At 61.3% G+C, this 25,583-nt stretch carries 24 protein-coding genes and 2 pseudogenes; 11 read left to right on the top strand and 15 right to left on the bottom strand.

Annotated features, from left to right (window positions below):
* Positions 1–76: 76 nt before the first annotated feature.
* From gsiC to BC1002_RS11830, 4 genes are read left to right on the top strand one after another with little or no spacing between them, the layout of a single operon-like run.
* On the top strand, positions 77–997 hold the full coding sequence (gsiC, locus tag BC1002_RS11845) for a glutathione ABC transporter permease GsiC (RefSeq protein ID WP_013090271.1): 921 nt from the start codon (positions 77–79) through the stop codon (positions 995–997).
* A 7-nt stretch (positions 998–1,004) separates the two neighbouring features.
* Positions 1,005–1,910, top strand: coding sequence for a glutathione ABC transporter permease GsiD (gsiD, locus tag BC1002_RS11840; protein WP_013090270.1), 906 nt, complete (start codon positions 1,005–1,007; stop codon positions 1,908–1,910).
* The gene (locus BC1002_RS11835; protein WP_013090269.1) at positions 1,907–2,992 is read left to right on the top strand and encodes a DmpA family aminopeptidase; all 1,086 of its coding nucleotides are present in this window, start codon (positions 1,907–1,909) and stop codon (positions 2,990–2,992) included. The genes gsiD and BC1002_RS11835 overlap by 4 nt, the downstream gene beginning before the upstream one ends.
* Positions 2,989–3,822, top strand: a complete 834-nt coding sequence (locus BC1002_RS11830; RefSeq protein ID WP_013090268.1) for a M55 family metallopeptidase — start codon at positions 2,989–2,991, stop codon at positions 3,820–3,822. Before BC1002_RS11835 ends, BC1002_RS11830 begins: the two co-directional genes overlap by 4 nt.
* A 40-nt stretch (positions 3,823–3,862) precedes the next feature.
* Here BC1002_RS11830 and BC1002_RS11825 read toward each other — a convergent pair whose 3' ends face one another.
* Positions 3,863–4,750 (bottom strand): alpha/beta fold hydrolase, encoded by an 888-nt coding sequence (locus BC1002_RS11825; protein WP_013090267.1) that lies wholly within the window; start codon positions 4,748–4,750, stop codon positions 3,863–3,865.
* Positions 4,751–5,013: 263 nt separating this feature from the next.
* Between BC1002_RS11825 and BC1002_RS11820 the strand changes: the two genes are divergently transcribed.
* A complete protein-coding gene (locus tag BC1002_RS11820; protein ID WP_013090266.1) occupies positions 5,014–6,396 on the top strand; it encodes an amino acid permease in 1,383 nt (460 codons plus the stop codon).
* A gap of 121 nt (positions 6,397–6,517) precedes the next feature.
* Entirely contained in the window at positions 6,518–7,780 is a 1,263-nt protein-coding gene (locus tag BC1002_RS11815; protein WP_013090265.1) for a glycosyltransferase family 87 protein, read from the top strand.
* An 86-nt stretch (positions 7,781–7,866) separates the two neighbouring features.
* Here BC1002_RS11815 and BC1002_RS11810 read toward each other — a convergent pair whose 3' ends face one another.
* From BC1002_RS11810 to BC1002_RS11795, 3 genes are all read right to left on the bottom strand, one after another.
* A complete protein-coding gene (locus BC1002_RS11810; RefSeq protein ID WP_013090264.1) occupies positions 7,867–9,021 on the bottom strand; it encodes a hypothetical protein in 1,155 nt (384 codons plus the stop codon).
* 620 nt (positions 9,022–9,641) lie between these two features.
* Complete coding sequence (locus tag BC1002_RS11800) at positions 9,642–10,505, bottom strand: class I SAM-dependent methyltransferase (RefSeq protein ID WP_013090263.1); 864 nt, start codon at positions 10,503–10,505, stop codon at positions 9,642–9,644.
* A gap of 96 nt (positions 10,506–10,601) precedes the next feature.
* Positions 10,602–11,495: an NAD(P)/FAD-dependent oxidoreductase gene (locus tag BC1002_RS11795; protein ID WP_013090262.1), complete on the bottom strand. Its 894-nt coding sequence runs from the start codon at positions 11,493–11,495 to the stop codon at positions 10,602–10,604.
* A 285-nt stretch (positions 11,496–11,780) separates the two neighbouring features.
* Between BC1002_RS11795 and BC1002_RS11790 the strand changes: the two genes are divergently transcribed.
* On the top strand, positions 11,781–12,413 hold the full coding sequence (locus tag BC1002_RS11790; RefSeq protein WP_013090261.1) for a TetR/AcrR family transcriptional regulator: 633 nt from the start codon (positions 11,781–11,783) through the stop codon (positions 12,411–12,413).
* Positions 12,414–12,646: 233 nt separating this feature from the next.
* Here BC1002_RS11790 and BC1002_RS35625 read toward each other — a convergent pair whose 3' ends face one another.
* Positions 12,647–13,360 carry a response regulator gene (locus BC1002_RS35625; protein WP_238537892.1) on the bottom strand — a complete coding sequence of 238 codons (714 nt, stop codon included), beginning with the start codon at positions 13,358–13,360 and terminating at the stop codon, positions 12,647–12,649.
* 231 nt (positions 13,361–13,591) lie between these two features.
* On the opposite strand from BC1002_RS35625, the gene BC1002_RS11780 reads away from it, so the two are divergent.
* Complete coding sequence (locus BC1002_RS11780; protein ID WP_013090258.1) at positions 13,592–14,731, top strand: sensor histidine kinase; 1,140 nt, start codon at positions 13,592–13,594, stop codon at positions 14,729–14,731.
* 294 nt (positions 14,732–15,025) lie between these two features.
* On the opposite strand, the gene BC1002_RS11775 is transcribed toward BC1002_RS11780, so the two are convergent.
* Complete coding sequence (locus tag BC1002_RS11775; protein ID WP_013090257.1) at positions 15,026–15,250, bottom strand: hypothetical protein; 225 nt, start codon at positions 15,248–15,250, stop codon at positions 15,026–15,028.
* A 798-nt stretch (positions 15,251–16,048) separates the two neighbouring features.
* Entirely contained in the window at positions 16,049–16,264 is a 216-nt protein-coding gene (locus tag BC1002_RS11765) for a hypothetical protein (protein ID WP_013090255.1), read from the bottom strand.
* A 721-nt stretch (positions 16,265–16,985) separates the two neighbouring features.
* Between BC1002_RS11765 and BC1002_RS37695 the strand changes: the two genes are divergently transcribed.
* The gene (locus tag BC1002_RS37695) at positions 16,986–17,180 is read left to right on the top strand and encodes a hypothetical protein (RefSeq protein ID WP_013090253.1); all 195 of its coding nucleotides are present in this window, start codon (positions 16,986–16,988) and stop codon (positions 17,178–17,180) included.
* A 284-nt stretch (positions 17,181–17,464) separates the two neighbouring features.
* Here the strand turns inward: BC1002_RS37695 and BC1002_RS11755 are convergent, their stop codons facing one another.
* The 4 genes from BC1002_RS11755 to BC1002_RS11735 form a co-directional block, all read right to left on the bottom strand.
* Positions 17,465–17,842, bottom strand: coding sequence for a hypothetical protein (locus tag BC1002_RS11755; RefSeq protein WP_041734404.1), 378 nt, complete (start codon positions 17,840–17,842; stop codon positions 17,465–17,467).
* A gap of 1,170 nt (positions 17,843–19,012) precedes the next feature.
* Complete coding sequence (locus BC1002_RS11750; protein ID WP_008919201.1) at positions 19,013–19,228, bottom strand: hypothetical protein; 216 nt, start codon at positions 19,226–19,228, stop codon at positions 19,013–19,015.
* Positions 19,229–19,291: 63 nt separating this feature from the next.
* A complete protein-coding gene (locus BC1002_RS11745) occupies positions 19,292–19,531 on the bottom strand; it encodes a hypothetical protein (RefSeq protein WP_013090251.1) in 240 nt (79 codons plus the stop codon).
* A gap of 1,013 nt (positions 19,532–20,544) precedes the next feature.
* Positions 20,545–20,832 (bottom strand): hypothetical protein, encoded by a 288-nt coding sequence (locus BC1002_RS11735; protein ID WP_013090249.1) that lies wholly within the window; start codon positions 20,830–20,832, stop codon positions 20,545–20,547.
* Between the two features lie 441 nt (positions 20,833–21,273).
* On the opposite strand from BC1002_RS11735, the gene BC1002_RS36235 reads away from it, so the two are divergent.
* Entirely contained in the window at positions 21,274–21,558 is a 285-nt protein-coding gene (locus BC1002_RS36235; protein ID WP_013090248.1) for a hypothetical protein, read from the top strand.
* A gap of 180 nt (positions 21,559–21,738) precedes the next feature.
* On the opposite strand, the gene rpsU is transcribed toward BC1002_RS36235, so the two are convergent.
* The 3 genes from rpsU to BC1002_RS11725 all read right to left on the bottom strand — a co-directional run bounded on the left by rpsU (position 21,739) and on the right by BC1002_RS11725 (position 22,883).
* Complete coding sequence (gene rpsU / locus BC1002_RS36230; RefSeq protein ID WP_013090247.1) at positions 21,739–21,951, bottom strand: 30S ribosomal protein S21; 213 nt, start codon at positions 21,949–21,951, stop codon at positions 21,739–21,741.
* A gap of 223 nt (positions 21,952–22,174) precedes the next feature.
* Positions 22,175–22,399: a hypothetical protein gene (locus BC1002_RS11730; protein WP_013090246.1), complete on the bottom strand. Its 225-nt coding sequence runs from the start codon at positions 22,397–22,399 to the stop codon at positions 22,175–22,177.
* 280 nt (positions 22,400–22,679) lie between these two features.
* Entirely contained in the window at positions 22,680–22,883 is a 204-nt protein-coding gene (locus BC1002_RS11725; protein WP_008919208.1) for a cold-shock protein, read from the bottom strand.
* 219 nt (positions 22,884–23,102) lie between these two features.
* On the opposite strand from BC1002_RS11725, the pseudogene BC1002_RS36225 reads away from it, so the two are divergent.
* Positions 23,103–23,483: pseudogene (locus tag BC1002_RS36225) on the top strand (transposase); the annotation flags it as partial.
* Positions 23,484–24,350: 867 nt separating this feature from the next.
* Here BC1002_RS36225 and BC1002_RS11715 read toward each other — a convergent pair.
* A pseudogene (locus BC1002_RS11715) lies at positions 24,351–25,581 on the bottom strand (tyrosine-type recombinase/integrase).
* Positions 25,582–25,583 lie beyond the last annotated feature (2 nt).

The following is a 25,583-nucleotide window of genomic DNA, read 5'->3' as shown; positions in this document are numbered from 1 at the left end:
CACACGTTTCGTCGTTGGCCGCCTCGCTTGCCGCACATTCGCCGCTCATCTGCCGCTCATCTGCCGGACCGGTCTCATGCTGAACTTCCTCGTCAAACGTCTGCTAGGCCTGCTGCCGACGCTTTTCATCGTCGCCGTGCTGGTGTTCCTGTTCGTGCATCTGCTGCCGGGCGATCCGGCGCGGCTCGCCGCCGGTCCTGAAGCGGACGAGGCGACCGTCGCGCTGGTGCGCGCCGACCTCGGCCTCGACAAACCGATGCCGCAGCAGTTCGTCCGTTTCTTCTGGCGCATGGCGCACGGCGACTTCGGCATTTCGACGCGCAGCAAGCGACCGGTGAGCCAGGAGATCGCGGAGCGCTTCTTCCCGACGCTGTGGCTGACGATCGCGAGCATGGTGTGGGCGGTCGTGATCGGCATGGCGACCGGCATCGCCTCGGCGGTGTGGCGCAACCGCTGGCCGGATCGCCTGGGCATGACGCTCGCGGTATCGGGCATCTCGTTTCCGGCGTTCGCGCTCGGCATGCTGCTGATGGAGATTTTCTCGGTGCAGCTCGGCTGGCTGCCGATCGTCGGTGACGGTTCGTGGCGCGGCTACGTGCTGCCGTCGCTGACGCTCGGCGCCGCAGTCGCGGCCGTGATGGCGCGCTTCACGCGGGCCTCGTTCGTCGAGGTGCTGCACGAGGACTTCGTGCGCACCGCGCGCGCGAAGGGTGTGCCCGAGCGGCTCGTGATCATCAAGCACTGCCTGCGCAACGCGCTGATTCCCGTCGTCACGATGATGGGTCTGCAGTTCGGCTTTCTGCTCGGCGGTTCGATCGTCGTCGAAGTCGTGTTCAACTGGCCGGGCCTCGGGCGCTTGCTCGTCGATGCGGTGTCGATGCGCGACTATCCGATCATCCAGGCCGAGGTGCTGTTGTTCTCGCTCGAATTCATCATCATCAACCTGATCGTCGACGTGATGTACGCGGTGATCAACCCGACCATCCGTTTCAAGTGAGGCCCGCATGAGCACCACTGCCACCGGGCCGAACGCGGCCAATCCCCCAGCAGCCGAACGCGCGATCCGCACACCGTGGAGCGAGTTCTGGCGCAAGTTCCGCAAGCAGCATGTCGCGCTGGCCGCCGGCGTGTTCGTGCTACTGCTGATCGTGGTCGCGATCATCGCGCCGCATATCGTGCCGTACGACCCCGAGAATTTCTTCGACTACGACGCGCTGAACGCGGGGCCGTCGGCCGCGCACTGGTTCGGCGTCGATTCGCTGGGCCGCGATATTTTCAGCCGCATCCTCGTCGGTTCGCGCATTTCGCTCGAAGCCGGCTTCCTGTCCGTTGCGATCGGCGCGGTGATCGGCACGTTCTTCGGTCTGCTTGCCGGCTACTACGAGGGCTGGTGGGATCGCATCACGATGCGCGTGGCCGACGTGCTGTTCGCGTTCCCCGGCATTCTGCTCGCGATCGGCGTGGTCGCGATTCTCGGCAACGGCATGATCAACGTGATCAGCGCGGTGGCGATCTTCAGCATTCCCGCGTTTGCGCGGCTCGTGCGCGGCAATACGCTGATGCTCAAGCAGCTCACCTATATCGAGGCGGCGCGCAGCATCGGCGCGTCGGACTGGACGATCATCGTGCGGCACATTCTGCCGGGCACGATTTCATCGGTCGTCGTGTATCTGACGATGCGCATCGGCACGTCGATCATCACGGCGGCGAGTTTGTCGTTCCTCGGTCTCGGTGCGCAGCCGCCGACGCCCGAGTGGGGCGCAATGCTCAACGAAGCGCGCGCCGATATGGTGACCGCGCCGCATATCGCGCTGTTTCCGAGCCTCGCCATCTTCTTGACCGTGCTCGCGTTCAATCTGCTCGGCGACGGTCTGCGCGATGCGCTCGATCCGAAGCTGGATCGGCCATGAGCATGGGCAACCATCATTCGGCTGAGCGCGCGCCGCATATCGGCACGTTGCCGGCCGGAGCACTGGGCACGATTGCCGACGTGGAGGGCGTCAGCGTCGGTCATTGCACGCTTGCCGAAGGCGCGCTGCAAACCGGCGTGACCGTGATCCGGCCGCATCGCGGCGATCCGTTCGTCGAAAAGGTGCCGGCCGCCGCGTCGGTGATCAACGGCTTCGGCAAGAGCGTCGGTCTCGTGCAGCTCGACGAACTCGGCACGCTGGAGACGCCGATCGCGCTGACCAACACGTTCGGCGTCGCTGCGCTCGCGCAGGCGCAGATCCGCGCGGCGATTCGCGCGAATCCGCGCATCGGCCGCGAATGGTCGACGGTCAATCCGCTCGTGTTCGAATGCAACGACGGCTACCTGAACGATATTCAGGCGCTCGTCGTGACCGAACAGCATTTCAACGAGGCGTTCGACGCGGCGAGTTCCGATGTCGCGAGCGGTGCGGTCGGCGCCGGGCGCGGCATGTCGTGCTTCGATCTGAAGGGCGGCATCGGCACTGCGTCGCGGGTGGTCAGCGCGGCGGGCCGTGACTACATCGTCGGCGCGCTCGTGCTGGCCAACTTCGGCCGTCTGCCGATGCTGACGATCGACGGCACGCCGCTCGGCCGCGTGCTGGCCGAACGCGCGGCCGCCGCCAATGCAAGCTGCGACAAACCCGAGCAAGGCTCGATCATCATGATCGTCGCAACCGATGCGCCGCTCGATGCGCGCCAATTGAAACGCCTGTCGTTGCGCGCGGCGGCCGGTCTCGCGCGTACCGGCTCGGTGTACGGTCACGGCAGCGGCGATATCGCGCTGGCGTTTTCGACCGCGTACACGGTGCCGCACGGCGCGGACTTCGTCGCGCTGCCGCCGCTGGTCGCCGATCATTGCCTCGACCCCCTATTTCGCGCCTGCGCCGACAGCGTCGAACAAGCGATCGTCGATGCATTGTGGAGTGCCGAGTCCGTCACCGGTCGCGACGGCCACCGGCGGCTGTCACTGCGCGACAGCGTGCCCGACCTTGCCCAACTACTGAGGAATTCCGCGCGATGAAAGTCCTGATCTCCACCGACATCGAAGGCGTCGCCGGGGTCTTCCATGCCGAGCAGACGCGCGCGGGCAACGGCGAATACGAAGCCGCGCGACGCTGGATGACGCTCGAAGCCAATGCCGCCATCGAAGGCGCGTTCGCGGGCGGCGCGACCGACGTGTGGGTCAACGATTCGCACGGCGGCTTTCGCAACCTGCTGCCCGATCTGCTCGATCCGCGCGCGCAGGTCGTGCTCGGCAAGCCGCGCACGCTCGGCATGATGGCCGGACTCGAATACGGCGCAGCGCTGGTCTTCATGATCGGCTATCACTCGAAGGCGCAAACGCGCGGCATCCTCGCGCACACGATCAACAGCTTCGCGTTCGCGCGTGTCGCGTTCAATGGCGTGGAGCTCGGCGAAGCGGGGTTGTACGGCGCGCTCGCTGAAGAATATGGCGCACGTGTCGCGCTTTTATCGGGTGACGACGTGTTCGCCGAGGAAACCGCGCCGCGTTTTCCCGGTGCGCGTTTCGTCGTCACGAAGACCGCGACCGGCCAGGCAAGCGGCGTCACGCAGTCGCCCGCGAGCGTGCGCGAGGCGCTGCAGGCCGCCGCGCGCGACGTGGTCCGTCAGCACAGAGAAGCGGGCCACGCGCCTGCCGCGACACGCGCAAAGCCGCAAGCCATCGACTGCGAACTGCGCGTACAAACGAGCGGGCTCGCCGATCTGTTCGGCCAATGGCCGACGCTCACGCGTGTCGATGGCGTGACGTTGCGCTTCGGTGCGGAATCGGCCGAGCATGCGGTGCGGATGCTGAACTGTCTGTCCGCGATGTCGTTCATGCTGCGCTGAGCCGCGGCACGCCGGGCCGCTGACAGCTCATCGCGGTGGCCTACTGTTGCTGCCGGTTCAACTCGCGCGCCGCGTGATCGATTGCTTCGGCCACCGCCCTCGCGTGCGACACCGGCGCGAGATGGCTCGACGCGACCGGCACCACCTTCGCGCCGATGCGCCCGGCGATCATTTTCTGTAGATCAGGCGACACAGCGCGGTCTTTCGTCGTCAGCACGTACCACGACGGTTTGTCTTTCCAGCCGACCTGATCGACCGGCTCGTCGAACGCGCTCGCGGCGATCGGCACCTGCGCGGCGGCGAGCACGCGGGTGACGGTCTCGGGCACGTCCGCGGCGAGGTCGGCGTGATAGCGCGCGCGGTCGATCCACAAAAACCCGTTCGCGTCCTTACTGATGCTCTGGCCGGCCGGCATCGGCCCGCCGGCCTTCATTACGTCCATCGCCGATTCATGCAGTTGCGGCGCGAGCGCGGCGACATACACGAGCCCTGCGACGTTCGGCGCATTCGCTGCGACCTCGGTGATCACGACGCCGCCCCACGAATGCCCGACCAGCAGCACCGGGCCGTTCTCGCGATCGAGCACGCGGCGGGTCGCGGCGACATCGTCGGCGAGCGACGTCAGCGGGTTCTGCACCGAGCTCACGTGATAACCCTTTTGCTGCAGCTTCGCGACCACGCCGTTCCAGCTCGAGCCGTCGACGAATGCACCATGCACGAGCACGATGTTGCGCACCGGGCCGCCGAGCGCGGCGGCCGGCGCCGTGCTGGCGGTAGCGGGGGCGGGCGGCGGCTGGCCGCTTGCCGGCGAAGCGGCGTCGTTGGCCGGTTGCTGGGCGGCGGGCGCCGTCTGGCCGAGCACGGACGTACCGACGCCCGCGAAACAGAGGCACAACATGGCGGCGCAAAGCGGATGTTTCGGCAACATGTTGAAGCTCCGCGGCTTGAAAAGTGGACTTCGGCAACATACTCGCGTGCCATGCCCGTGACAATCACAATCCGCGCGCTTAAGTGCGGCGCAGAACGAAGGCGGGCGGCTCCGAATGTCGGAGGAATATCGGTCGGGATAAAATTACCGGTTTTGCCGGGCCGGACCCGCTCTGTCCGGCCGCGCAATCGGCCACGGCGCTGCCTTCGACAGCGTTCTACACGCAGAGGCCACACGCAGCGATCTCCACACAGCAGGGCGTAATGAATAGTGCAAAGCAGCAAGAGGGCCTGAAGCGCGGGCTCAAGAATCGTCACATCCAGTTGATCGCGCTGGGTGGCGCGATCGGCACCGGCCTCTTTCTCGGCTCCGCCAGCGTGCTGCAGGCCGCCGGTCCGTCGATGATCCTCGGCTACGCGATCGGCGGCATCATCGCGTTCATGATCATGCGCCAGCTCGGCGAGATGGTCGCGCAGGAGCCGGTCGCCGGCTCGTTCAGCCACTTCGCGTACAAGTACTGGGGCGATTTTCCGGGCTTCCTGTCGGGCTGGAACTACTGGGTGCTCTATGTGCTCGTCAGCATGGCCGAGCTGACCGCAGTCGGCACCTACGTGCATTTCTGGTGGCCGGGCGTGCCGACATGGCTGTCGGCGCTGGTGTGCTTCTCGATCATCAACGCGATCAATCTCGCCAACGTGAAGGCCTACGGCGAAACCGAGTTCTGGTTCGCGATCATCAAGGTCGCGGCGGTGATCGGCATGATCGTATTCGGCGGCTATCTGCTGATCAGCGGTCACGGTGGCCCGCAGGCGACGGTCGCGAACCTGTGGAGCCACGGCGGCTTTTTCCCGCACGGCTTTCACGGTCTGTTCATGATGCTCGCGGTGATCATGTTCTCGTTCGGCGGGCTGGAGCTGATCGGCATTACGGCGGCCGAGGCCGCCGAGCCGCAGAAAAGCATCCCGAAGGCCGTGAACCAGGTGATCCTGCGAATCCTGATTTTCTATATCTTCTCGCTCGCGGTGCTGCTGTCGCTGTATCCGTGGAACGAGGTGGCGGCGGGCGGCAGCCCGTTCGTGATGATCTTCTCGCAGATGGGCTCGTCGCTGACCGCCAACGTGCTGAACGTGGTCGTGCTGACCGCGGCGCTGTCGGTGTACAACAGCGGCGTCTACGCGAATAGCCGCATGCTGTACGGTCTCGCCGAGCAGGGCAACGCGCCGCGCGCGCTGCTGAAGGTCGACCGGCGCGGCGTGCCGTATCTGGCGATCGGTCTGTCCGCGCTCGCGACGTTCGCATGCGTGATCATCAACTACGTGATCCCGGCTGAAGCGCTCGGTCTGCTGATGTCGCTGGTGGTCGCGGCGCTGGTGCTGAACTGGGCGCTGATCAGCCTCACGCATCTGAAGTCGCGCAAGGCGATGGTGGCCGCGGGCGAGACGCTGGTGTTCCGCTCGTTCTGGTTTCCGCTCAGCAACTGGATCTGCCTCGCATTCATGGCGCTGATCCTCGTGATTCTGGCGCTGACGCCGGGCTTGTCGGTCTCGGTCTGGCTGGTGCCGGCATGGCTCGTGCTGATGTGGGTCGGCTACGTGATCAAGCGGCGCCGCGAGGTGGCGCGCGCTGGCGTGGGGATTGCGAACTGATCTTCACGCGCCGAAGTTCCCCACCTAGGTCGCTCCTGTGTGGGCGAGCGCACAGATCGATTTTTGCGAACCGGTAATCTCTGTCCGGTCGTCCGGCACGAAGCCGGCGCGGAGAGACACCATGTTCAACGCAGCTGCCGTACGGACCAGGTCGAACTTCGGCGCGGGTGCCGCGCTCCTTCTGCTGATTGCGGTAGCCTGCCTCGCGCTGCGCATCCTGCACGTCGTCGCGAAGTTTCGTGGCGACGTGCCGGACGCCTTCGGCGATTTCAATTTCTACCTGTACGCCTTCAACGTCGTGCTGCATGACCCGGCACGGCTGTACGACCACGACGCCCTGATTGCGTTCTTGCAGGGCATCGGCGCGCGCTCCACGGGCGACGACATCTTCTACGCCTACCCGCCGCAGTTCGCGCTGGTGTTTGCGCCGCTCGCGCTGCTGACGCCGCTCGCCGCGAAAATCGTCTGGGTGAGTGCATCGATCGTATTGTTCGCGGTAGCTTTGTATCTCGTCGTCACGATGGCATACCGCGGCACGGAGCGCAGCGTGAACCTGCTGCTGGTGGCGGTCGCGCTGCTGAGCTTTCCGCTCGTCGAAGATACCTACGACGGCCAGTCGAACGAACTGCTGTTCTTCCTGCTGATTGCGACCTTCGCGCTGATCGAGCGTGGCAAAGGCTACGCCGCGGGACTCTTTCTCGGCTTCGCGATCGCGATCAAGCTCACGCCTCTCGCCGTCGCCGGTCTGTTGTTGCTGCGCCGCGAATGGCGGACGTTCGTGATGGCGAGCGTGGTTGCGATCGCCTTGACGCTGATTACTGGAGCGCGGCTCGGCTTCGACGTTCTGTGGCACTACTTCGTGTCGGACATGCCGCGCCTGAACGGCATGGCAATGGCGATGAGCGGAGGCGGCGCGCCGATGAACAACGCCGTGCGGGGCGCGTTGCAGACGCTATCGGCGACGCTCGGCATGCCGATGTCCGCTACGGTGCTGTCGATTGTCTCGCATGCATTGGTGCTGGCTGCTTGCCTGCTGTCCGCGTATCTGGTGTTTCACCGCCATCGGGACAGCCGCATCGACTACGCGCTCGCCTCGATGACGATGCTCGTGGCTTATCCGATCCTCGAGCCGATCCACATGGTGCTCGCGTTGATCCCGTTGCTGATTCTGCTGGGCACCGCATTCGAAGCGCGCGACGGCCAGCTGTCGGCGCTCGGTCCGAGACTTGAGATGCTGTTCGGCGCATTCACTGTGCTATTGCTGTTTTTTTCAGCAAGGTTCGTGTCCTATACCGTCGCGGCGGCGATTATTTACGGGCTTTGCGTCGCGCGGTATTTTTCGCCGTCGACGGTAGTTCGACAGCGCGCGCAGCGGACCCTATGACTCATTGTTGCGAGGAACCGGCGGCTCTGGTGGGATGCGATGCCGTCATCTGACGCAGTGCACCTCCGGCATACCGGCAATCGCTTCTACCGCGCAACGTCGATGGACCACCCGGGCGGAACGGTAACGTGATAGGAAGTAGCGCTCGATAGAATTTCCCACTTCTGAAGAAGTTGCGCTTCGAATCGTTCACCGGAGGCAAGCAGAATCAGGAAAATCAGAACAGCTGCTAGCGGTTTGAGCGACTTGATCCCCGGGTTGACGATCGACAGCGTTAATGTCCATAGCATGAAAATGCCCCAGGGATATACGTAGCGCGCACCAGTTCCGTACCAGGCAATCTGCACGGGTGGCACCACTCTCGTGACACCCAGACCCCAGAGAAGCACGCCAAAGCAGAACAGGCATGCGAAAACCAGCCGCGCACGCGACAGAACGCACACGCCTATCAAAAGCACGGCGAATAGACAGCCGGACGCGGTAGTGGCGAGCACCGAGGGCAGGTAATCCGTAAACATCGCCTGAATCATCCAGGTGAGCCATGGGACATCGTGTACTCCTTTCGGATCCTGCGGATTGCGCAGCATCACAAGGGTCTGCACGGCAACGGCGACAAAATATGTGACCACGATCGGCCAGTTTATCGAGCCACCTCTAGGTCGCAGCCGGCGTAGCGCAATCGCTATTGCGACGGCTGGCACTAGGAGAACACCGAACGGGCCGGTCAGTGCCAACAGTCCGACTGCGATGGCGCGCGGTAGCGGCCGGCGATCCTGATCTCCAAAGATTGCTTCCCACAGCAGCACGAGCAGCGCAGGCAGCAACACCCATTGCAGGTAGGTGATCGAGAGCAGCACCTCGCCGTTCTGAGGGGCAAGGACCGGCGCGAGGCCCATGAACGCTGCCGTGACCGGTGTGACCTGACGCAGAGCAAACGCGATGTATGCACATGCGCCTGACGTAAGCGCCGCGCAGCACCACACGAAAAAGTAGGGAGTCGAGCTTAATGGCAAGATAGCCCGCTGGGTTTCGGCGATCAGCCGAGGTATCAGATGCAGATAGCCGGCATAGTTTGTCAGCATGGCGCGCAAACCCAACTGATGCGCCTGCAGAATAAAAATGGGAGCGTCCTCGGCCCACAAGAATCCCTGCTCAAGCCGGATAGTTGCACGAGACCAGATGATGAGAAAAGCGAGCAGAAAGACGAGCGCGGCCCGCGCGCGATGGTCGGATATTTTCATCGCGGGCGAGAATATCAAAGGGCCTCTTTAGCGTCTAGTGACGATACGTCGGCGCACTCGGGTGCAGTCGTGATTCGAAGTTCGCGCCTGTGCGTATGAGGGTGACTGCTACGGAATGCGTGCTGACAAGCCGGGAAGTGGATGCGTAAAGCTGGTCGGAGAAAAACGTGGCCAGGGCCTGAATCGAAAAATTCCTGCTATCGTTTTGCTGGAGCATGTTTGCGGAATTTTGCCTGTGCAGATACCACCAGAAATACCACCGGGCGTGGGTGCTCGCCAGAAAGAGCGAGCGAGAGCTTATCGGCGAACGAGGCATACTGGAGTCGGCCGAGTTCGACCAATCTCGGTCATACAGCTTTCTCCACACAGGTCAGCCGTCCAGAGTCAGATTCTGCGAACTGCGGTGCCACTAAACGGCCGTTGACGACCTGACCAAATCGGCCACAAACTGCCGGTCACATGCGCCGCCGGCAAGCCGCTCAGGCGTCGGCTCTGCTTCGCAACCGGCCATCTGATTGTCACAAGGCGAGCGCTCGTTCATCGGCCAGAAGGGACATCATTCTGAGCGGCCAATGACGCACAGCCCCACCGAGCGGGGGCGACTCCCCTGTTAATCCCTGTCAGCTTGACGGATTGCGTGCCATGACGATCCACGCCGCGCCGTCGATCATCAGCGATCCCTCGCCGGGGAGGCTGGCGAAGGTGGCACGAACTGCGGCCGAGGCGCGGGCGCGGATATAGTCGGGCTGATCAGCGAGCGCGCGCGACAGTGGGCCGACTTCGAGCGTCATCTTCACCGCGTCGTCGATCGCAGCGTCCCGCGTTTCGCCCTCGCCGAACGGGACGGAAGCATCGAAGGGCGTGATAGCGATATCGGTGAAGCCGGCCGCCGTCAGGATGCGTGCCACGCGACCCCGGTCGCCGAACGAAAATGGGCCGGGCGCTTCGGGATCGGGCAGCGCGCTCGGCGGGAGGATGCCCTTGAGCGCGCCCATCGGCAGGCGCACCCAATCGTTCTCGGCCGCGCCGCGCCAGCAGACGAAAGCGACCCGCCCGCCCGGCCGCAGCGCGCGTCGCATATGGGCGAACGCCGCTGTCGGATCGTCGAAGAACATCACCCCGAAACGCGAGAACAGGATGTCGAACGCGCCCTCGGGCAGATCGGCGCTGCTGGCGTCGCCCACCTGGTAAAGGACCGGCGTATCCTGTGGCGCAAGCGCGCGCGCCCGGCGGATCAGCGGTACGGATATGTCCACGCCCAGCACTTGCCCTCCCGCGCCGACGCGGGCGGCCAGAGCCAGACTCGACGCGCCCGCACCGCAGCCGACGTCCAGCACGCGTTCGCCCGTCATGGGCGCGGCGGCTTCTATCGAGGCCTGGCCGAACACCGACACCATAGCGTCGAGCCGGGCCTGGTTGGCGACCCAGCGCTCCCCGCTTTGACCATTCCAGTCACCCACCTGATCGGCACTTTGCTTTGCCATGTCATCTCCTTGACTCGACGATACGTCCTTCACCGCGCCGATCTACGCCAACCTTTCCGACAGCGACGACGCAACGGGAGAAGGGAATCGGTGCTCTCAAACCACCATCGACTGCTGGGCGAAGATGGCCGCCATTGCGCCCTGCGATGACGCCTGGGTGACCGAGGGCAAGAAGGGCGTGGCGAGGTCGCCGGCGGCGTAGATGCCGGGCATGCTGGTTTGGCGGCGCTCGTCGACCTTGAGGACGATGCCCGTGGGCGTATCGACCGTGGCGAGGCCCAGCGATTCATGCAGGCTTGCGGACGGCCTGTTGCGCGGTTGGGCGAACAGGATGTCGACCGCGACATTGCGGCCGGTATCGAGATTGACGGTGGCGATATGGCCGTTGTGATGGGCGATATTGGCGATCCGGCCATCGACCACAGGTATGTTGCGGCGCGCCAGATCGGCCTGGATATCGGGCGCAATGTCATGACCATCGGCGAAGACAGTCAATTTGTCCGTCCAATCGCGGAACAGCCTGACAGACTGGTGCGACTGCGGGCCGGACCAGACGAGGCCCCAATGCTGGCCGGCGACTTCAAAGCCGTCGCAATAGGGGCAGGGCACGATGGACGTGCCCCAGCTTTCGGCAAAGCCCGGAACATCAGGCATCTGGTCGGCGACGCCATAGCTCAGGATCACGCGGCGCGCCCTCAGGCTTTCGTTATCGTCAGTGACGACGCAGAAATCGTCGATGGCGCCAGACACGCTCTCGGCCCGGGCATCGACCAGCCTGATCGTTGGATAGCGCGCCAGCTGCTGCCGCGCCTCGCCCAGGATGTCCAGCGGCGGCCTGTGATCGTGGCCGAGCAGGCCATGCGAGTGGCCGGCAAAGCGGTTGCGCGGCCGGCCGGTATCGAGAACCGTGACCTTGCGGCGGGCACGGCCGAGCTGCAGGGCGGCGGCGAGACCGGCAAAGCTGCCGCCGATGATGATGACGTCATTCATGGTGAGGGGCTCCGTGTTGTGGATGGAGGAGTGGGCTGGGCGTGGTGTGCAATATCGTCCGGCGATACGCGCTCGAGACGGCCAGCGGGCAGGGCTTCTGCATCGGCGAGAAAGTCGCCCATCACTGTGTTGACCGGCCGGACAATGCGGCATTCGATATCGCCGGGCGGCCCGGGGAAACCTGATCTGGGCAATCGGTCGAAAGCTACCGTTGGCTTGCACATTTAAGATACCATGTGGTATCGTAATGCGAGAATTTGAATACTGTCAAGTACTGGAATTGTCGTGACCGAAAACAGCCAGGGCCGGCGCGGCCGGCCCGCCAACGAGGCGCTTCGCCAAACGATCGTCGACGCCGCCTGCGAACTCTTTGTGGAATTGGGTTTTCAAGCGACGACCATGGACAAGGTCGCCCAGCGGGCGAAAATATCCAAGCTAAGCATCTATCGGCACTTCGAGAACAAGGAGGCGCTGTTCAGCGCGGCCATGGCGGCCCACTGCCATCAGTTTGCACCACAGGCCCTTTCTGAAGGCGTCGACGGTTCGGCCGAAGATCAGCTCATGGCGGTGGGATCATCACTGCTTCGCACGCTGTTGAGCCCGGACGTCCGCAGTGTCGAAGCCATGGTTTTGGCCGACAAGACGAATCAAAAGTCGTTAAGCAAGCTCCATTACGAAGCCGGGCCCGCCCATGTCATCGCCCAGATCGAGGCCGTGTTGCGTCAGTTGCACGCGAAAGCGATTCTGAACGTGCCCGATCCTCTCCGGTCCGCCCGCTTGTTTGCTGCGCTTTTCAAAGGATCCGATCTCCTGCTTATCGCACGCTTCGATGAGGCGAAAGCAGCGGACGACAACGAAATCGAATCCTATTGCCGGTCGGCCGTCGCCATGTTCATCTCCGCGCACAGTGGCAAATGAAGAACCCGCAGCAGTTGCACACGCTGTTCGCTCCGAGCAATCTGTGGACGACGCGCGAACGACTGATGCGCGAGGGCACTGTATGAGCGCAAAAGCCGCACGAGCCGGCAGGCAATCGGCGCCTTCCTTATGCCGAACGTCGCGCTGCATTCGAGCCAGGTGCCGCACCGCTTGCACCGCATCGGCCCCATGTTGATGGCTCAGTGCGGCAAAACGAGCTCTGAACACCATCCCTAACCTTGCGGGCGCTTTCTTTCGATCTGGTGAACGACAAGCTGATTGGATACAGAGAGATCAAACTTACGCTCGGGAGCAATTCGTGGGTAGAGCAAGACGTCACCCTTGCACGGCGTAAGCCGCCTCACCGACTCACGGGTCTGAGCGTCCGCAGAGGCCGATGACTTGTCCTCCAGGCGACGGCACGGAATGACCGTTCCGCTCCGATACCTACCCTTAGAACAGAGACTGCTCGACCGGCTGCAACGGGTCGATTTGATGCGCGCCGTTGGCCGGGTGCCCACCTCCGCACTCCTGATTGCTGAGCAGCGAATGGCCGAGCAGGCATAGATTTTGATCATTCGAGGAGCCAGGGCATCCGGGGTTAAGGTGCATTTGTCGGAGAGACTCAACAGCAAATCAGGAGCGGCACCTTTCTGACAGTACCCGTCAAAGCCGGCCGCAATCCCATTTGCGCGGACGGTAACCTCGTCATACGCGGTGAATGCCAAAAGGACCAGATGCTGGGTACTGGCGTCACGTCGCAATTGCCGGGCGAATCCGAATCCGTCCGTGCCGGGCATGTTGATGTCGAGCAAGGCGATCTCCGGCATCCAGGCAGCCATGGCGGCCAACGCCGCGGGGACACCCACGGCTAATCGGGCCCCGTATCGCGACGCGGAGAGCAAGGCCGCGATTGCTTCGGCGCCTTTTTCATCGTCGTCGATCACGAGCAGGCGAGGCGGTTCGTTTCGCTGTCGCCGAGGGAGGGTGCGTAATGTCCGTCGCGCAGTGGGAAGGAACGGATTCATACGCGCAAGCGCTTCTGGTAGGCTCAATATTCCTGGCTGCGGCACGGGCTATTCCCGCCCAACTACGTCAGTCCGACGGTAGCGACGGCCCGGGTAACATGGAACGCCGCCTATTTGTCTGTGCCAGTCCTGCCAGTCGAGGGAGAGTCCATGCGGCTTGCTGATTTTATTTTGCAGAATGCGGAGCCGATCCTGACGCAGTGGGAGGCGTTCGCCGCCACACTTCTGCCCGCAGCGGCGAACATGCAGTCATCGGGGCTGCGCGACCATGCGCAGCAGATCCTGCTGGCCATCGCAGAGGATTTGCGAACTTCGCAGAGCCGGGAAGCGCAGTTTCAGAAATCCGTGGGGCGAGCCCCTTCCCCGCTTGACGCGACCGAAACAGCCGCGCAAACACATGCTCTTTTGAGAGCACGGGCCGGCTTCAACATCAACCAAATGGCCGCCGAGTATCGCGCGCTGCGCGCAAGTGTGCTTCGCCTGTGGATCGATGATTGCGAGCCCTGCGAGGCCGATCTGGACGACGTCATCCGCTTCAGCGAAGCGATCGACCAGGCGCTTGCCGAATCCGTCTCCTTTTTCACAGCACAGGTCGAGGAGGATCGAAACCTTCTTCTGGGCATGCTCGGCCACGACATGCGTAGCCCTCTGCAGGCGATTCAGATGACCTCAGCTTATCTCGCGGCACTTAACGCCGGCGGTAAAGTATCGGAAGCCGCGGCCCGCCTCATACGGAGCGGAGCGCGGATGCAGGCACTGCTCGACGATCTGACCGATTTCAACAGGACCAAACTGGGCTTGGGCATCAACGTGGTGCCCCGCAACGTCGATCTGACCCAGGTGCTGGCTGAAGAACTGGACGAAATCCGTGCCATTCATCCCGACAAGCAGATCCTTCTCAACGTTAGTGGAGATTTACGGGGCACCTGGGACGGCCAGCGCCTGCAGCAATTGCTTCAGAATCTTGTTCTCAATGCAATCAAGTACGGGGCGAAGAACGCGCCGGTCACGGTCGACGCGACTGGCGATACAACGCAGGTGCGTATAGACGTCATAAACCAGGGACCTGCCATTGGACATGCAACGCTGGAGTGCATTTTCGATCCGCTGACCCGTGGCCAGGATCGCCAGACCGCAAGTGGCGCGGAAACGAGCCTGGGGCTGGGTTTGTATATAGCCCGCGAAATCGCCAGAGCTCATCACGGCGCGATTGAAGCGCGGTCCGACGAAACGCAGACAGTGTTTTCGGTCTCACTGCCTCGGGGGGTAGAGAGTGAAAAAGATCACTAACGACCCGGAGACCGACGCACGTGTCCAGCGCGGTTAGCAACTGCGCGGTTACCGTTTTTCGCCGCCGTCGAAGAAACCATGAGCTAGACCGTTTGAATACCGAAGTCGAGTGCGTGACCGTTGGATCTCTCAGAATGGTCATTGCGGGCGGTAGCGGGTGCGTGAGCGCTCAGGGTCGTACTGAGCCGGACGGTGTCGGACTCAGTTCGGGCCAGCACCGGTCAGTCGGCTGAAAGACCGAAACTGCGGACAATCAACTTCCGGCCGGCGCTTAAGCGTGCAGCGCGAGGGGACTCACCGACCGGCTCTCTCAATCGTCTCGCAGATAAGTTTGCGATGCAGGATGAAGTTCCGAAGCGTTGCATTCATCAGACTGAGGAGCGTTTCGCTCAAGGCTGTATCGAGCCCCGCAACCGTCTGTCGTTCCACTCGGTCTTGCTGAACCGCAATGAGGTAGACGGCGTTGCGGAGATGGTCGTTGGCGCTATGCAGATGCGCTTTTTCATCGAGCGTTAGCATGGGTTCCTCCCATAGTAGCGCTCTCGACCGGAACGGCTCTGCAACGATACTTAGTGCCATTATGCGCCTATGCTGCAAAGGCGCGATCCTGGATCTGTTCGAGGAAGTCTAGAAACGTTGCACGGCTCGGCGTTGCCGAAAGGTAAAGACCGGCCATGAAGAGATGGTCGGCAGAAAGCGCCGAAAGCGGTCGGTCAGCGCCGCATTCTCCAGTCAGCGGTCGCTGGAATATGTTGCAAACAACGTTCAGCCGACCGCTGCCGGTATGCTGTGCCCGAGGGCGGCGGCCAGCATCAGAACGATGAGCATCAGGGCGGCCTCCCCCGTCAACAGCTGCATAAAGGCAGGGCTGCGTCAGTCCGCTCCCCAAACTCATCGTTCGGAAGCGGTCACTGGAGTCTGCGGCCCCGAAGCGGCCAGTCGGCAGCGCGTACTCTCGACCCGTTTGTGCCATTCGACCAACTCTCGTGAATGACTCCAGCATTCGCATGAACAGACGCTCGAGAGCCTGTGTCGAGTTCAGATTTATGTCAATCAAGGCGCCGCTGGGTTCGCTGAATGACTTTGAGCGACCCTATACAGCGGCCAGCCAGAGCGTCGGCGGGCAAACGTCGCTTTTTCCGGCGTACAACGGACACCAGGGCTTACCGACTCGCCGCCTGGCGAAATCTCCGTTTGCTGAGGGCGATTTCGGGAGCCTCCGGGAACGTCTCTGATCGATGTCCAAGTCGTAGAGCGTTGAATGATGAAGTCAGTCGGGCAGTCATTCATCGGCGGTCGGGTGCCGCGTTTATTGCATTAACCGAAGCGTGTTGCAAGCCATTCTTTCGCCCACTTCGTTGCGAATTCCACCGCATCGGCGCGCAGGTCGAAGCCCGCGAGGTCACCGCTCATGAAGATGTCGGTTTGGCTGCCATCCGCGGCATTGGCGCTGATGCGTGCGTGCGCCATGTACTCTCCGTCCGCCCTGCGCGGCGTCGGATCGATGCGAAAGTTCGTGAAGATCGTTTGCATGATGTTTCGCCTGGTCTATCTGACCTGTTTGGAAGGCGCGCGCGATTCCGTCGTTGCATTTTGCGGGGTCGCAGGTTCCCGCGCGGGATCGTCCGCTTGCAAACCGAAGAATGCCCGGCTCTTCGGGGAAGTGTCGATTAGCCTTTCTGCATATGCGGTGCAGGCGCGCCGTGCATCGCCCGCGCTCTCATATGCGCTCTCGGCCGGCAGCCTGAACACGCAACTGCGTGACCGACCGTCTTGCCCTTCCGGCTCTCGAATACGCACAGCGGCATCGAATCCGTCCTCATAGTTGTGACCGTGACCGTTTAAAGTCGGACAACGTGGAAAGACGAGTAGATTGATTTCTAGCCCACGATATAAGCGGAAATTGACTGTCATGATTGAACCTCGCCTGTTCAGGCGGCAATATGTGCGGCAATACGAGACGGTGTATGGAGCAGTATCGGTTGTACTGACACGTTGACCGCGTTGCACGGCCTCCGATGAATGACGGACCTCGGTGAGATCGTCGAAAGCACTGCTCGGCGCCGAAGATCGAACTCGACCCGTCGGCATGTCCCATCCTACGCGCTTTCGGGACTTTGTACAGCTAAGTTTGAATGCGCAGATCCGGCTGGTACGCAACAGGCCGGCGCGCAATCTGGCGATTAACTGGCTTTACCTGGAGAACTGCCGGCAACTCCTACAAGAGGCGTGTCTCTCCCAATGGAGCGCCTGCATGTACAGCATCATTCGCTACCGCGGCTTTGAGATTCACCTCGAACTGACCAGGGCTGCAGATGAAGCTTTTGACGTGACTTTTCAGATCAAACGCGGCACCGAGGCGCTCGGCGCGCAGGGAGGACGCATAATGACGGCGCGGTGTTACGGCTGCCGGGCCGGTGTACCGTCTGCGGACGAGCCGCGATTGTAGGGCTGTCGTTGGGATGCTCGGCCGTTTGCTCCATCGTCCTTGTGTGTGCTGTCGTCACCCGAACGGTTCTTTTTCGTCGGGGCAGCTTCTGACGCCATGCGGTTCAGGGTCTGCAACTGCAGCAGCTTCATGAGGCGGTCGTCCGCGTGCGCACTGCCCGTGGCGGCCAGGCAGCCCGCACAGAGCAGACCGATCACCGATCCAAATTTAAGTATCTCGGTCACCAACGTCTCGCTCAAGCACACGGATCCAGATCCATATCAACGCATCGTCGAGACTGTCGCTCAGGGTCCGAGGGGTTTCAGCAAGCGCCGCTCTCTTTCAAGCTCTTCCTCAATCTGGCGCCGATGCTCGGTAAAGGAGCAGAGGATGTCCCGCATGATGCACAGAAGCTTTTCCGATTGCGACGAATCTCGCCCGTATTTCTGCTGGTCATGAACGCGCTTTTCTTGCAGGGCGATTCGCTGCAGCGCTTCCACGATATGGCGATCCGCGAGCGCTAGCGCAGATTCTTCCATTGTCAGAAGCGTCATGGGGGCCCCTGTCTGGAATCGCCGCAGGGCATCGCTGCGGCCACTCTTCAAGGATAAACCCAGATATTCCAGAGATAGCGGCTGCCTGCCGCCTTGTTTCAGCAGGCCGCTCACACCGACTTTGGTCAAGCGGGATTGGCACCCACAGCGGACCGTTTCGCGGAGTTGAATGGCAGAAGCTCGGCGACATCGGCGTGCGGCGCACGTTGCGGCAGTTCGATGAGCACATGCAGGAGGTATGTGTAAGAGGTCGGGGCTCGTCATCGACAAGGAGGACAGTAAACATGGCAATCAGCGGGTGCGCTGCAACACTTTTGCCAAAGGAAAGCAGCCGTGGTCCCGATACGCTTCGATATGCGATGATGCCCTCTATCAAATATACGCAAGCCATTAAAAATGGCAATCGAAGTGCTTGCCGTTATGACACAAATACGACCTTGGCAACAGGCAAGTGACGGAGCCATCGTCCGCCTCCGTATCATCTAATCTGAGCCGCTGCCCGCAGCACGGGAAAACAGAGTTGGCTCGTTTGCCGAATCTTCGATCGCGTTGCTTTGCGAAATGGCGGCTCCTCGCTCGTCAGCGGACGTCTGCCTGCAGAGTGCCGAGGGCCGATGATGGCCGCACGCCGCCCGATGCAATCGGCCGTACCCGACCCGGTCCGGCCGTTTCGGAATGCTCTTTCGATGGTCGCAGCCCGGACCGCAAAGGTCATCCGCTTTTGGGGGTAAGTGGTTTTTCGATTTCTTGGGCAAAATAGGTAGGCAGTGACAGGTGCGTCGCCTCGGATCGCGGCGGGGCGGCGTCAGACACTGGCGATCAGCCTAAAGGCCGTCTTATGCGGGAATCGATCGATGCAGATAGCCTGTGCTGCAGCGTTTGCCATCTAACCATTTCGCCTTCGACCATCGCCAGTTCGTTCCTCTGGATCCACGTGCTGACTTCAACCTTGTCCAAAGCGTTAGACAATCGCGATGCTGCTCCACTCGCAGCTGCTGCCGCCTCATTTGCACCCGAACTCTCACTTAAGCACCAACGATGGGCGCAGCGCCGGCTTCCCTGAAGCGGTCAGCGAAACGCGCCGAGGCGCGCAGTGCTGACCGTACAGCATATCAGGACCAAGCGGCGTAATGAGGTGCGCGTTGATGTCCGAACGGCAACGTTACTGAAACGAGCTGACGACTGCGATACATTCATCGAGTGGTAGTTGCTGTCCCACTCGGCCCCGCCCCGCTAACCGCGAATGGTCCGCCTCCAGATGAATCGCTCTCACGTTGCATCTGTATGACGAGACGTCTGTCAGCCGAAGCGCGCCTCCAGCCAGTCCTGCGCCCAGTTCTTCGCATAGGCTATCGCGTCCTCGCGTGCGTCAAAGCCGGCCAGATCGCCGCTCGAGTGAATCTCGTACCCGGTGCCGTCCGCACGGCTGCCGCTGATGCGCGCGTGAGCCATGTACTCCCCGTCGGCCCTACGCGGTGTCGGGTCGACAACGATCAAAGTGGAATTGAAGCGCATAGGGGTTCCTTCAGGGTTGTCGCCCGATTGCGGCTGTCGCATAGGGGCGTCGAAAAGCGCGACTCAGATGCTAAGCCTGGCCATGATCTGTCCGGCCTCGTAATCCGACTCGCAGCTTGTCATGCCGTGTTCACGCAGCAACGCACGAATCGACACGAACATCAGAAACGCGTCTGAATTGACCTCGTGACGACAGTCACGGATGACGCTATCCAGTTCCGCCTCCGCGCCGGGCGGCAGAAACTGGTCGACGATGCCCGAGCCATTGCACCGGATCCATTTCAGCAGGTCATTCCTTTGCATATCAAACTCCAATGTGTGCAATGGCGCGCTGTCCACGACAAGCGGGTGAAGGTCCAGCCCTCGGTAGAGACGGGACCGCGTTGTCATTAGGCACCTTGAAGGCCGCATCACCGTACGGCGCAGGAGAGGAAGCGTAGAGATGTGAGCCGTTGCATCGGCAGCGCTTCACACGTTCGGCCACGTCGAGCGGTCATGGGTGAAAGCGGGAAAGTCCCGTTCCGCGAGTGAAACAACTATCAGGATGTCGGTAACGGCCGCAGGTCGAGCGCAGATCTCATGCTACGCCCATTGATAGATTTGTACAGAAGAACCCGTGCTTTGGGCGCCGTCGGAAAAGCACGGGGGAGCGTGCAAGTCAGCTCGGTACTTATGACCTTAGTGCCGGTGGACTGTGGTAGTCCGATGATCCGCATCCGACTGCTCCTCCTCTCGGGCTCGTCAGGTAGCGACGCACAATGCGCCATTTCGACATGCGAGTCGGGAAGTCTCCACCTCAACGGTTCAACCACCGCGAAACAGATCCTTCCGAGGGTCTGTACGATGTGAATCTCGGAACCCCGATACAGGATCATCCGGTACATAGGGCGCTCCGATTGATGGATCGATACGCGCAGGGAGACGACCGACGGGTGGACGTGCCAGCGGACGAGTTTCCCGTCGACAAAGACTACGCGCTGGCCCAGTCACGGGGCGGCAGCCAATCCGACCTGACATTCATTCAGGCATGCGGACTGATGCGCACACCCGCATCTCCGTGCGCATGGAGTGCTAATTGAGCGGAGCCCGCGTCAGGCTCTTGCGAACGCTCGCGACAGAAGGTTTGCTTTGCTTCGCGGCGCAGGAAATGTCGGTCAGTGTTCGGGACGCGCAGCCGACGGCCAACACGTGGCATGCAGAAGATCGCTCTCAGCCACTGGCCACCTTTCTGATGCAACGACAGTTAGATCGGCGACCAGGCAGAGAGCGACCCGTCGCCTGGGCACATCAGTTAAGGCCGCGCTTCAGCAGCGTTTTCATATGTCGATGACCGAAGCGCCACTCACCTTTCCGTCGACGATGTCCTTTCCCTGCTGCCGGGCGGCTCGCCTTGCCGTACCGAAGTCGGAGAACGCATGCGGCTGGTTGAGCCTGAAGACCCGGCTTGCGGCGGGGGTTGCTATCACCGCCGGACGACATATCCGCACCGCAATGTCATAACCTTCGGCGTAACGGGAATGCCCGTCAAAGCGACTGAAAGTGCGGGGAAAGACGAGGGGATGAAGTTCGTACCCCTTGTAGAGAAGAATCGGGTGTGTCGGCATGGTGGTCACTCCGCAGGGGAGGACCCACTATACCGTGGAACGGACAGCGTCGGGCGACCGAGACTGTTACCAGAATTGCATTGACCGAAGGTACTGTGGCGCGTATGTTGAAACTCAAGGTTTGCGAAGCAGGCGACTGTCCGCACCGTTATCACGTTGATTTCGACGACCTGACGACAGCTATCAGCCTCGCTCCACGTCCACGCTTACGTAGCAGTTTCTTCAGGGCGCTACCGCAGCGACGGCCGGGGGCCACACGCAATGAGGCAGGCCCCGGATGCCAGCTTCGTCACACAAATGACGAAGGCTGTCCGCCCATGGCCTTCCGGTCACTTCGCCGCCGTCGGTGCGGCTCGTCTGGCGTTTGGTATATCGCCTTCAGCCAGATCTGTAGAACGATAAAAAAACCGGCTGCGTGCCGCGGTCCAAAGGAGTTACTTGATGACAACCACTCGCCATTATCGAGGTTTCGATATTTCCCTGCTCGTGTATCCGCATTGCACGACTCAACCGGGATATGGTCACAATTACGAGGAAGGATTCGATGCTTCGATTCGCATCAGCGACCCGGATGCCGTGACGGACGGCCCCCGAAGCCGCTTATTCCGTGTGCCCGGCAAGCGGCCTTTCGAGAGTGCCGGCGACGCAAGGCGCGCGTCGGTGGCCTACGCCGAAATGCTGATTGACGGTGACGGATCTGAACGCACTATCTGGGAAGCGGCCTGAGTGCTCCAGCCACAGCAATTCGGTGCGGCACGATAACCGTGAGCAACCGCAGCACGCGGCTGTGTTCACATTGACCCGCCTTTTGAGGGGATCCCGTGCCAGTGGCCCTGCCTGCCAGGGAGATGCCACGCACAGTCCGCATAGGCGGCCGCTTCAGCATGGCCGCCCGGCAGTTCCCGGTCAGTACCGCTTTTTCGGCGGCAACGACCGTTTGATCTGCTTGCGCAGGCGTGCCACTGCAGCAGCCTTTTTGCGTTTGCGTTCTGCGGTAGGTTTTTCATAAGCTGTCCGGACACGAAGTTCCGGAATCAGGCCTGTGCGCTCGATCGCGCGACGGAAACGGCGCAATGCAACTTCCACGGGCTCGTCGGGTTTCAGAATTACGGTAGTCAATTTTTTCCTTGGTTGAGATCGGCAAGAAATTGCGAATGGTGATGCGGATGTGCACGCAGCGTCGTGGCACAGGGACGGGGCACAGCCGACAGTCGCAAATCGCGCTATAAACGACCACGAAATGCGGCTCTTTGCGTTGCGCCGCTGCGTGATGTTTGGGCGGGTTTTGTTGCACCCCCTGGTGACTCAGATGCGCTGGGTGTTTTGAACCGTAGCGTCGTCTTTAACCGCGCGTATTGATCCAGTTGAGTGCCCATTGGGTTGAGTGCTGCAAGGCCTGCTCTTCACTTTTGAAGTAGTCGAGCGAATAGAACCGGTAGCGGCCTTCGGCTCGCGCGCTATCGATGCGTTCGAGCAGCAAGTTTGATGAGAAGCTACCGTCGGACAAACGATGCGCCGAGGATTGGACGGCATAGCCGTTGTAATGTTGAATTCGTCTGTTTTGCATTTTAATTTTAATGATATTTGAGTGCGCACATGCCGTGCGAAAAGTGCACGGGCGCGCTGATTCAAAGCCATTCGAGCCGACTTCTGAAGCAGTCGAACAGCGAAAAATGGCGTCGAAGCCTGAGGGGAGATTGAGGCGCAAGAAGGCGTATGACGCTCTTGGCAAACTGCTCAATAAGCAGATGCCAATCAGGCGCGATTGCTCCAGCCGAGGGAGACGAAGCTCCGCGAGGGTATCGCTGCAACCCGGCGTCCGTTGCGGGAGGCCGGGCTCTTCAACTTTACAGCGGCTTGATATTAGCCGCTTGCAGCCCCTTCGGGCCTTGCTTTGTTTCGAAGCTCACCTTCTGATTTTCAGCCAGCGTCTTGAAACCGTCGCCCCTGATTTCGGAGAAGTGAGCAAACAGGTCGTCGCCGCCCTTGTCTGGGGTGATGAAGCCAAAGCCTTTGCTGTCGTTGAACCACTTAACGGTGCCGGTATCCATAAAGAATCCTTGAGAGAAAATGCGAAAGTTTGCTCTATTAAAGAGCGCGTGAAGCTTCAAGGAGGGAGAGGACAACGAATACCGCGGAGGAGCGAGGAATTGATGAACAGCAACCGAACTTCTTGAACTTCGGGGTGAACAGTACCCGCCGGATGGACCAGCGTCAATACTTATCTTGTAACTGTTTCACCAAGCGGCCCGTTTTGCAGGCGAAGGGATGCGGCCACCAGCTACAAGGACCGTAAGGCGGTTGCCACCGCGCTGCGCCCGATTTACGCCGCAGCCAACGAACAGGCCGCACAGCAGGCGCTGGAAGACTTCGCTCACGGGCTGCGGGGAACGGAATATCCGACCATCGTGTAGTTCTGGCGACGAGCGTGAAAAAGGTCACGCCCCTCTTCGTTTTCCCGTCTGAGATACGCCGGGTCATGTGCACTACAAACGCACGAGAGTCTGAGTATGCAACTGCGCAAGAACATCAAGACCCGAGGGCACTTCCCAAACGACGAGGCGGCCATCAAGCTGCTGTGGCTGCCGCTTCGTGATGTGATGGCCAAGTCGGTGCGAGCCGCAAGCGACTGGCCATCCGCCATGAACTAATTTGCTATTCTGTTTGGCGAGCGCTTCACGCACGCACGCGGATAACTCCGGAAACCGTCTCGCACACTAAATTGCGGACAGGTTCGGCCGAAAGCGCAAACCCGTCGAGATCGACTCGCGTTTGCATCCGGCGACGAAAGCGACTGTCTCTCCCGGTACTATCAACGTTATTAGTGGACGGATGTCGCAACGTGCATGGCGCCTAAAACCGGCGCAAGCCCATCCTACAGTTCCTAATTTTCTTGTTGTTTTTGACGTGCGATTTCAAATGCAATCAGCTCTCCGCGGGACGCTGTCGGAATCGTTACTAAGCGGACCGTTAGCTTGTTCGACACGCTTTGCATGCCAGTGCGCCTTGTTCTGAACGGAGGGGACCATTCCGAGCAAACCGCGAAGCAATCGTCTCAGATGCAGTTGCGCCCCGCGCGAGCAACGGGTTCAACTCGGGTGATACAGAAAGCTTTGACCGTCGGTTCTGGCACAGGCAAACCAGGCATCCGCTGCCCGCCTACAGAACTACCTGTTTCAAACTCACGCGCATGTGAGCGAAGCAACCGCGACTTACGATCGCCGTTGCGAATTGTCCACAAAAGAAAAAAGAAAGTTACTCCAACGAATTCCATGCGCGCCCGAGGTACGCGGTCGCGAACTAAGACAGAACCCGGCGACATCACACCCGGATCGATGATCGTTCAGGACGCGTTCAGTTTCCCCATTAGACCGGATACGGTCAATCTTTGAACGCGAGAGCAATAGAGAGGGTTCCCGAAAATCAGATTGCTTCGACCATTTGAAAGTTGACTCAGCGGAGCGAGGTCATCACCAATGCGCACCTATTGGCACGCCTGAAATGTCACTGGGCGCTCGTTAACTCGCCGCTTTCCCGCTTCCAATACGAATAACCTCCGCGCCCGAACGGAGCCAATCCAGATAGTCGGCCCATTTCTGCATCATCACCCGGCGTTCCCTGATGAACTTCGTGCGGTTATAGGCTGTGCCGAGGCTGTCCGCTACCGTGTGAGCGAGCTGATGTTCGATCACTTCCGGCTTCGGTTCGAGTTCCTCGTGCAGAATCGTGCGTGCCATCGCGCGAAAGCCGTGCCCCGTGATCTCCGTGCGTGTGTCGTAGCCCAATCTACGAAGTGCCGCATTGATCGTACCTTCGCTCATCGGCCGCTTGCGATCGCGCGCGCCAGGGAACACATAGCGGCCGGCACCGTTGAGCGCGTGCAGTTCACGCAGAATGGCGACCGACTGTCTGGAAAGAGGCACCAGATGCTCAGTCCCAGTCTTGGTGACGTGGTAGCGCCATTCGCCTTTGTCCAGATCGAATTGGGGCCATTCGGCCTGACGAAGCTCTCCGGGCCGAACAAAAAGTAGCGGCGCAAGTCTGAGCGCGCAGAGGACAGGGAAGGTGCCGGCGAACCCGTCGAACGCGCGCAGCATTTCGCCGACCCTGGTCGGTTCGGTGATCGAAGCGAAGTGGGGGGCGTTTGTGCTGGTGGAATGGCGCCGACCAGATCGCGTGCGGGGTCGGCCTTGCAATGTCCCTCTTTGATACCGTACCGGAACACTCTGCTGATTTCGCTGCGCACACGATGAGACGTGAAGCGGGCGCCGCGGCTATCAACGCGCTTCAGAACGACCAGAATGTCGGGCGCATCGATCTCTGTGATTGGACGTTTGCCAAGCCACGGGAACACATCGTTTTCCATACGGGCGAGGGTTTTCACATGCTGGGCGAGCTCGACGCCGCTCTTGCGCTCATCCATCCAGCCGCGCGCGACTGCCTCGAAAGAGTTAGCCGCTGCAAGCCTGGCGGCTCGTTTCTCGAGGCGCTTGACATTACTTGGGTCCAATCCCGCCGCCAACTTTTCGCGGGCATCGTCTCGTTTCTTCCGCGCCGCTGCGAGCGACACGTCCGGATAGACGCCGAGCGCGAGCGTTTTATCCTTCCCGGCGAACCGGTAGTTCATCCGCCAGTATTTCGCGCCGGACTTGTCGAGCTGGAGATACATGCGACCGCTGTCCGCGAGGCGATTGCCGGTTCCCTCGGGTTGTAGCGGGCGTTCCTAACCTGCACATCGGTCAGCGACATGG

This window comes from Paraburkholderia atlantica, from assembly GCF_000092885.1.
Lineage (GTDB): Bacteria > Pseudomonadota > Gammaproteobacteria > Burkholderiales > Burkholderiaceae > Paraburkholderia > Paraburkholderia atlantica.
This window is presented reverse-complemented; position numbering and strand designations above follow the sequence as displayed.

Coding starts and splice junctions, on each gene's coding strand:
- BC1002_RS11835 (WP_013090269.1), top strand. CDS start 1,907: ATGAGCATGGGCAACCATCATTCGGCTGAGCGCGCGCCGCATATCGGC.
- BC1002_RS11775 (WP_013090257.1), bottom strand. CDS start 15,250: ATGCTAACGCTCGATGAAAAAGCGCATCTGCATAGCGCCAACGACCAT.
- BC1002_RS11810 (WP_013090264.1), bottom strand. CDS start 9,021: ATGAAAATATCCGACCATCGCGCGCGGGCCGCGCTCGTCTTTCTGCTC.
- BC1002_RS11815 (WP_013090265.1), top strand. CDS start 6,518: ATGTTCAACGCAGCTGCCGTACGGACCAGGTCGAACTTCGGCGCGGGT.
- BC1002_RS36235 (WP_013090248.1), top strand. CDS start 21,274: ATGACAACCACTCGCCATTATCGAGGTTTCGATATTTCCCTGCTCGTG.
- BC1002_RS11820 (WP_013090266.1), top strand. CDS start 5,014: ATGAATAGTGCAAAGCAGCAAGAGGGCCTGAAGCGCGGGCTCAAGAAT.
- BC1002_RS11830 (WP_013090268.1), top strand. CDS start 2,989: ATGAAAGTCCTGATCTCCACCGACATCGAAGGCGTCGCCGGGGTCTTC.
- BC1002_RS11765 (WP_013090255.1), bottom strand. CDS start 16,264: ATGCAAACGATCTTCACGAACTTTCGCATCGATCCGACGCCGCGCAGG.
- BC1002_RS37695 (WP_013090253.1), top strand. CDS start 16,986: ATGTACAGCATCATTCGCTACCGCGGCTTTGAGATTCACCTCGAACTG.
- gsiC (WP_013090271.1), top strand. CDS start 77: ATGCTGAACTTCCTCGTCAAACGTCTGCTAGGCCTGCTGCCGACGCTT.
- BC1002_RS11750 (WP_008919201.1), bottom strand. CDS start 19,228: ATGCGCTTCAATTCCACTTTGATCGTTGTCGACCCGACACCGCGTAGG.
- BC1002_RS11800 (WP_013090263.1), bottom strand. CDS start 10,505: ATGGCAAAGCAAAGTGCCGATCAGGTGGGTGACTGGAATGGTCAAAGC.
- BC1002_RS11780 (WP_013090258.1), top strand. CDS start 13,592: ATGCGGCTTGCTGATTTTATTTTGCAGAATGCGGAGCCGATCCTGACG.
- BC1002_RS11745 (WP_013090251.1), bottom strand. CDS start 19,531: ATGCAAAGGAATGACCTGCTGAAATGGATCCGGTGCAATGGCTCGGGC.
- BC1002_RS11795 (WP_013090262.1), bottom strand. CDS start 11,495: ATGAATGACGTCATCATCATCGGCGGCAGCTTTGCCGGTCTCGCCGCC.
- BC1002_RS11825 (WP_013090267.1), bottom strand. CDS start 4,750: ATGTTGCCGAAACATCCGCTTTGCGCCGCCATGTTGTGCCTCTGTTTC.
- BC1002_RS11735 (WP_013090249.1), bottom strand. CDS start 20,832: ATGCCGACACACCCGATTCTTCTCTACAAGGGGTACGAACTTCATCCC.
- BC1002_RS11730 (WP_013090246.1), bottom strand. CDS start 22,399: ATGCAAAACAGACGAATTCAACATTACAACGGCTATGCCGTCCAATCC.
- BC1002_RS11725 (WP_008919208.1), bottom strand. CDS start 22,883: ATGGATACCGGCACCGTTAAGTGGTTCAACGACAGCAAAGGCTTTGGC.
- gsiD (WP_013090270.1), top strand. CDS start 1,005: ATGAGCACCACTGCCACCGGGCCGAACGCGGCCAATCCCCCAGCAGCC.